The 6,574-nt window shown below is 42.2% G+C and carries 6 protein-coding genes, 1 tRNA gene and 1 rRNA gene (1 of these 8 running past the window's edge); 6 read left to right on the plus strand and 2 right to left on the minus strand.

From position 1 onward, the window contains the following. Positions 1–997, plus strand: a 23S ribosomal RNA gene (locus AC1DSB_RS09780); it begins 1,935 nt to the left of the window's first position. Between the two features lie 561 nt (positions 998–1,558). Here AC1DSB_RS09780 and AC1DSB_RS09785 read toward each other — a convergent pair. Beyond that, entirely contained in the window at positions 1,559–3,016 is a 1,458-nt protein-coding gene (locus AC1DSB_RS09785) for an S-layer homology domain-containing protein (protein WP_477586609.1), read from the minus strand. 204 nt (positions 3,017–3,220) lie between these two features. Here AC1DSB_RS09785 and AC1DSB_RS09790 point away from each other — a divergent pair. The 5 genes from AC1DSB_RS09790 (at position 3,221) to tsaD (ending at position 6,080) form a co-directional block, all read left to right on the plus strand. Beyond that, positions 3,221–3,296: transfer RNA gene (locus AC1DSB_RS09790), tRNA-Asp, on the plus strand. 160 nt (positions 3,297–3,456) lie between these two features. Continuing rightward, entirely contained in the window at positions 3,457–3,909 is a 453-nt protein-coding gene (gene tsaE / locus AC1DSB_RS09795) for a tRNA (adenosine(37)-N6)-threonylcarbamoyltransferase complex ATPase subunit type 1 TsaE (protein ID WP_477532508.1), read from the plus strand. Next, positions 3,906–4,616 (plus strand): tRNA (adenosine(37)-N6)-threonylcarbamoyltransferase complex dimerization subunit type 1 TsaB, encoded by a 711-nt coding sequence (gene tsaB / locus AC1DSB_RS09800; RefSeq protein WP_477532509.1) that lies wholly within the window; start codon positions 3,906–3,908, stop codon positions 4,614–4,616. The genes tsaE and tsaB overlap by 4 nt, the downstream gene beginning before the upstream one ends. Further along, positions 4,609–5,064, plus strand: a complete 456-nt coding sequence (gene rimI / locus AC1DSB_RS09805) for a ribosomal protein S18-alanine N-acetyltransferase (RefSeq protein ID WP_016429482.1) — start codon at positions 4,609–4,611, stop codon at positions 5,062–5,064. The genes tsaB and rimI overlap by 8 nt, the downstream gene beginning before the upstream one ends. Continuing rightward, positions 5,061–6,080, plus strand: coding sequence for a tRNA (adenosine(37)-N6)-threonylcarbamoyltransferase complex transferase subunit TsaD (gene tsaD, locus AC1DSB_RS09810; RefSeq protein ID WP_477532510.1), 1,020 nt, complete (start codon positions 5,061–5,063; stop codon positions 6,078–6,080). The genes rimI and tsaD overlap by 4 nt, the downstream gene beginning before the upstream one ends. Before the next feature lie 337 nt (positions 6,081–6,417). Here the strand turns inward: tsaD and AC1DSB_RS09815 are convergent, their stop codons facing one another. Further along, on the minus strand, positions 6,418–6,564 hold the full coding sequence (locus AC1DSB_RS09815; protein ID WP_477586611.1) for an ABC transporter C-terminal domain-containing protein: 147 nt from the start codon (positions 6,562–6,564) through the stop codon (positions 6,418–6,420). Positions 6,565–6,574: the final 10 nt, after the last annotated feature.

The following is a 6,574-nucleotide window of genomic DNA, read 5'->3' on the forward strand; positions in this document are numbered from 1 at the left end:
GGCGGCCGTAACTATAACGGTCCTAAGGTAGCGAAATTCCTTGTCGGGTAAGTTCCGACCCGCACGAAAGGCGTAACGATCTGGGCACTGTCTCAACGAGAGACTCGGTGAAATTATAGTACCTGTGAAGATGCAGGTTACCCGCGACAGGACGGAAAGACCCCGTGGAGCTTTACTGTAGCCTGATATTGAATTTTGGTACAACTTGTACAGGATAGGTAGGAGYCTGAGATTCCGGAGCGCCAGCTTCGGAGGAGGCGTCGGTGGGATACTACCCTGGTTGTATTGAACTTCTAACCCTTGCCCCTTAGCGGGGCAGGAGACAGTGTCAGGCGGGCAGTTTGACTGGGGCGGTCGCCTCCTAAAGTGTAACGGAGGCGCCCAAAGGTTCCCTCAGAATGGTTGGAAATCATTCGTAGAGTGTAAAGGCAGAAGGGAGCTTGACTGCGAGACCTACAAGTCGAGCAGGGTCGAAAGACGGGCTTAGTGATCCGGTGGTTCCGCATGGAAGGGCCATCGCTCAACGGATAAAAGCTACCCCGGGGATAACAGGCTTATCTCCCCCAAGAGTCCACATCGACGGGGAGGTTTGGCACCTCGATGTCGGCTCATCGCATCCTGGGGCTGTAGTCGGTCCCAAGGGTTGGGCTGTTCGCCCATTAAAGCGGTACGCGAGCTGGGTTCAGAACGTCGTGAGACAGTTCGGTCCCTATCCGTCGTGGGCGTAGGAAATTTGAGAGGAGCTGTCCTTAGTACGAGAGGACCGGGATGGACACACCGCTGGTGTACCAGTTGTTCTGCCAAGAGCATCGCTGGGTAGCTATGTGTGGCCGGGATAAGTGCTGAAAGCATCTAAGCATGAAGCCCCCCTCAAGATGAGATTTCCCATTACGCAAGTAAGTAAGATCCCTCAAAGACGATGAGGTAGATAGGTTCGAGGTGGAAGCGCGGTGACGTGTGCAGCTGACGAATACTAATCGATCGAGGACTTAACCAAAATGAATTTGAATGGTTTTCAATGACCCGTTTATCCAGTTTTGAGTGAACAAGCCGATGGTAGTTGGGGGTTTCCCCCTGTGAGAGTAGGACGTCGCTAGGCAAAATAAGAAACCGATACCTTCCGAGGTGTCGGTTTTTTTGTGATCTTTTTTAATGTTTGAACAGGAGCGCAGCGAAAACGAGACCATTAAGAGTTTTATGGCCAGCCATGACCCTAACCCTAACCCCTAAATGGGAGCCATTCCACTGACGTTGCATGGCTCTTTTCTGTTGGAGAGGGATTCTTTAGAGCAAGTCGATAAAAAGACGTCGATGGGTTAAGCAAGTAAACTTGCGAGTGAGATGGCTTTGAGCGATAAAGTGGTTCATATGAGCGATAATTACCGTTATCTGAGCGATAAATATAGGAAAGCAACTTTCAAGAATAAAAACTTGTTTCAAAGACCAACATAACTCTTCTTATGAGATTGCCAATCTATCATTTCGTTCACGATGTCTTAGGAGAGGAAAATGAATATTACAAAAAAGCCTTGCGATTGATCATCAGCAAGGCAAATAATTATTTAATGTATTTTGATGCAATATAGCCATAGTAAGTCTTGCCATTTTGCTCGACTTTGACTGGATACCAAGCAAAAGTATTGGTCGAATCCTTATTTTCGTCATAAACAAGACCTCCAAGGATGGTGATTTTGTCTTTAGACGTGATTTTCGTTATTTCTCTAAAGGAAGTTCCAGGAGATGGACGTAGTCGGCCATCATTAATGTACCGCACAGTATCTCCAGCTTCAAACATTTCTTTTGATAAAGTTTTGTCAGCTACAGAAACCTCATAATGCATTTTTTTGAATACGATATTCGCTGTTGAATTTTTATCGTATTGGAAATCAAGTGATGTCATGTTCATGGGAACAAGATTGATATTGGATAAATCATAAGCTTCACTCAATAAACGGTAAACACCTTCTTGATAAGCTGTAGTGTTTGTTAGACCGCTATCTTGGTAGAGTGGGCTGTTTTTAGGTTTAATCCCATTGTACGCCATTACTGCAAAGTACCAGTTTTGCAATTCTTCTCGCTTCATATCACCAATTGACGGCAAGTTTGTATTTTTGAAATTCTTATTCAACATATCTACTCCAGCAAATATGTTATAAGCAAGATCAGATTTTAATAGATCTACATCGTATCCAGCGGTTGTAGTGATTTGCATCAACCCAATCCCGCCATCAGCAGTAATGATTGGATTACCATTCGAATCGAATTGTTTCCATTGTCCACTTTCTTTTGTAGCTACTGACTTAACAATTTCCGGTGGAATCCCTGCTTTGAGCGCTTCTCGCGTCAATAAACAGTTAACTGTCTGTCTGTCCTGTTTTTTGCTCTTTGGTTCATACCCGCAAGTATTGATAGATAGTCTGAACTCATCGCTCAAAGCACGTGCAAGCAATCCGGAAAATTCACTTCTTATAATTGAGCTATCAGGAAGAAATTTTCCATTAGAGTATCCTTTTGTGACACCGAAAGAATAAATCTTGCGGACTGATGAATAAGAAGATTTATCGATTGGCACATCAGAGAATGAAATCGCTTCTTCTTCAGTCAATTTAAAAGCTCTAGCGATAAAAATAGCCATTTGGCCTCGTGTTACAGGTTCGTCCGGATGAAATTTCCCATCCGTATATCCTTTAATAATATTAAGTTTTAATGATGAATCAATTGCACCTGAAGCAACATTTTTTTTCGTTACATCTGGAAAATCAGTATCACGTGGAGTCGTATCCAAATCTAGTGCTCTAGCAATCATCAAGGCAGCTGCTGCACGTGAAACCGTATCTTTAGGTCCAAAACTGCCATCTTTATAACCACTGATGATTTCCTCATTAAATAAGTACATCATCTCTTCAAAAAATGGGTCACCAGGTTTCACATCCGTAAACCCTTCAGCATTCGCTTGTCCAACATTTCCTGTTAATATCAGAACAAACGAAAATAGTAAAACATAAATCTTCTTCACTCATATCCTCTCCCTTTATCAATAGAATAACAATAATGGAATATAATTGGTACATTTTTCAAGGTTTACTTATTTCCTGAACGTAAACATTCTTCCAAACTCTACTATCAGCAAGCACGAAAAAAAACTTTAAAAGTTTTTCCGAAAAACTATTGTAATATTTTCATACATTGGTATAATAAATCTTGTCGTTAAATATTATGTGGTCCCGTGGTGTAGCGGTTAACATGCCTGCCTGTCACGCAGGAGATCGCGGGTTCGATTCCCGTCGGGACCGCCATTTATCTTGAATTTACAATCCGCAAAGAAAGGAAACTTTCTCTGTGGATTTTTTTGTATAATTAAAAAGCCCATCGCTTTACGCTACTCTTGTTCAAATAAAGTGAAGTATTGCGGTGGATTCGGTACACTAGAGAAAACATCAGTGAGGTATTAAATATATGACTTATATAAAACGAGTCACATCCCTTGAAGAAACGGAACAATTTGGCCAGCGATTAGGGTCTCTTGTTCAAGCACAAGATGTGATTACACTAGAAGGCGATCTTGGCGTAGGCAAGACGACTTTTACAAAGAGCTTCGCAAAAGGATTGGGTGTCGAGCGTAATGTGAACAGCCCAACCTTTACGATATTAAAGCAATATGAAGGTCGCTTGCCTTTCAATCATTTGGATGTTTATCGTCTAGCTGATAGTGAAGAAGACTTAGGTTGGGATGAACTGTTTTACGGAGATGCCGTAACGGTGATTGAGTGGGCAAAGTTGATTGAATATGATTTGCCGAAAGAGCGTTTGCAAATCGAAGTTTTCCACGAAGATGAATTTGCTCGACGTTTTGAAATTACGCCTATAGGTGAACGCTATGAGCAATTATGTAAGGAGTTATTTGCATGATATGGTTAGGGATTGATACATCGAATGTGCCATTGACGATAGCGGTAGTCAAAGACAATCAGTTATTGGTTGAATGGACAAGCTCGATAAAAGTAACGCATTCTGTAGGGGCTATGCCTGCTGTAGAAGAAGCATTAAGACAAGCGGATATTAAACCGAATGAACTGGATGCTATTGCCGTAGCAGAAGGCCCAGGATCCTACACAGGAGTTCGCATCGGGGTCACAATAGCAAAAACATTGGCTTGGACGTTGAAAATTCCGGTTGTTGGGGTTTCAAGTCTTCAAACGCTTGCTGGCAACGGTTCACTTTTCAATGGGATCATTTGTCCAATTATGGATGCCAGAAGACAAAATGTGTTTTCAGCCATTTATACGAATGAGTTGGAATCTATTCTGCCAGATGGTCATTATGCGTTGGAAGCAGTGTTGGAAGAGTTGGCGACGAGAGAAGAAGATATTTTGTTTGTAGGGAAAGATGTAGCGATTCACTGGGAAGCCATTCAACAAATTTTAGGTGAACGTGCTATTCGTGCACCATTTCATCAGGACTTGCCAAAAGGTTCTGTGGTAATTGAGCAAGCAATGAAGAAACCATTGCCTTCAATAGAAGAAACGCATCATTTCGTACCGGATTATAAGCGGATTACGGAAGCTGAAACAAACTGGCGTGCTGAACAGCAAAAGGCTGGTCAAACGAATGAGTGAATCAGTCAGCTATAGAAAAATGACCTTTGACGATATTGACGGGGTCTTGAGAATTGAACATGAAGCCTTCAGTCAACCCTGGACACGCGATGCGTTCGTTCAGGAGATGACAACAAACTTGCATGCGTATTATTTAATCGCTGAAGATGAAGATCAACAAATTGTAGGTTTCTGTGGGATGTGGCTCGTAATGGATGAAAGCCATATCACAAACGTCGCAGTGACCGAGCATGTGAAAGGCCAAGGAATCGGAGAAGGACTTATGCGTGAAGCGATACGAGTGGCAAAAGAGCATGGTGTAGTGCTGATGACGTTGGAAGTACGAGTTAGTAATACGATCGCTCAAAATCTGTACCGTAAATTAGATTTTCAAAATGGTGGAATCCGAAAAGGTTATTATTCAGATAACCATGAGGATGCACTGGTGATGTGGGTGGAATTCAAATGACGAAAGATCAAATTATATTAGGTATTGAAACGAGCTGTGATGAGACGGCTGCATCAATTGTGCGTAATGGAAGAGAAATCGTATCCAACGTCGTTTCATCTCAAATCGAAAGCCATAAACGCTTCGGGGGAGTAGTCCCAGAAATCGCTTCTCGACACCATGTAGAGCAAGTGACAATCGTGATTGAAGAAGCGTTGAAGCAAGCGAATATGCAGCCAAGTGATTTGGATGCTGTAGCTGTTACCGAAGGACCAGGACTTGTCGGTGCATTGCTAATCGGTATTAATGCCGCAAAAGCATTCGCGTTCGCAAATCAATTGCCCCTAGTTGGGGTTCATCATATTGCAGGGCATATTTATGCCAATCAGTTAGTGGAGCCTATGCAATTTCCTTTATTGGCCCTGGTCGTATCAGGCGGGCATACGGAAATAGTTCTAATGAAAGAACATGGGTCGTTTGAGCTGATTGGAGAAACGCGTGATGACGCGGCAGGGGAAGCATATGACAAAGTAGCGAGAGTGTTGAAGCTTCCTTATCCAGGTGGTCCGCATATTGACCGGCTAGCGCATGAAAGCGAAGAAGCTATCGCATTTCCACGTATTTGGTTGGAAGAAGGATCGTATGATTTCAGCTTCAGCGGCTTGAAGTCATCGGTCATCAATTATATGCATAATGCTGAACAGCGTGGGGAAGAGATTAAACCACAAGCGGTTGCTGCAGGTTTCCAGAACAGTGTGGTTGAAGTGCTCACAGCGAAGACATTGCGTGCAGCCAAGCAATTTAACGCTAAGCAAGTAATTGCAGCTGGTGGAGTTTCTGCGAACAAAGGATTGCGAAAATCGCTAGAAGACACTTTTGCAAAAGAAGGAATTCCGTTTACAGTTCCACCTTTGTTTTTATGTACCGATAATGCGGCAATGATTGCTGCTGCTGGCTCTGTTATGTTCGGAAAAGGGATTACAAGTACACTGGCAATGAACGGCAGACCGGGTATGACATTATTCGACTGGAATTAAGTAGGATCGATTCTCTAATAAAAGAGAATCGATTCTTTTTTTAGCAAAAATGAATTGTGATGTCAATAGAGAACATCTGTACTTATGCACATTTTGTGGACAACTTGTGTATAAGTGACTGGAATTCAATATATAGTGGTACGATTTACATTGAAGTATGTGTATAAAAACTTTTTTTTCTGTGGATAGTGTGCATAAGTCTGTTGATAGATTGATATATCAACCTTTTGCATGTGAATAAATTTGTGGAAAGAAAAATGTCGAAATTTGTACTTGACCCATATATATGGGTCTTAAATAGTAAGAAAATACCGCATGTTTTGACATGCGGTAACAGTTAATATGATTCTAACTCTTCTTCTAATTCAACCCATTCTGTCATGAATGTTTCTTGTTCTTCTTTATAAGCATCCAGCTCTGTTTGAAGGGTCATTAATTGCGTATGATCTTGGAAAATGGCTGGGTCACATAATTTTTCTTCCACAGCATTAATT

The organism is Paenisporosarcina sp. P4_E4_2, assembly GCF_056401595.1.

Bases quoted from the DNA above. Each gene is read 5' to 3' on its own strand.
- tsaE (WP_477532508.1), top strand. From the start codon at position 3,457: ATGACTTATATAAAACGAGTCACATCCCTTGAAGAAACGGAACAATTT.
- tsaB (WP_477532509.1), top strand. From the start codon at position 3,906: ATGATATGGTTAGGGATTGATACATCGAATGTGCCATTGACGATAGCG.
- rimI (WP_016429482.1), top strand. From the start codon at position 4,609: ATGAGTGAATCAGTCAGCTATAGAAAAATGACCTTTGACGATATTGAC.
- tsaD (WP_477532510.1), top strand. From the start codon at position 5,061: ATGACGAAAGATCAAATTATATTAGGTATTGAAACGAGCTGTGATGAG.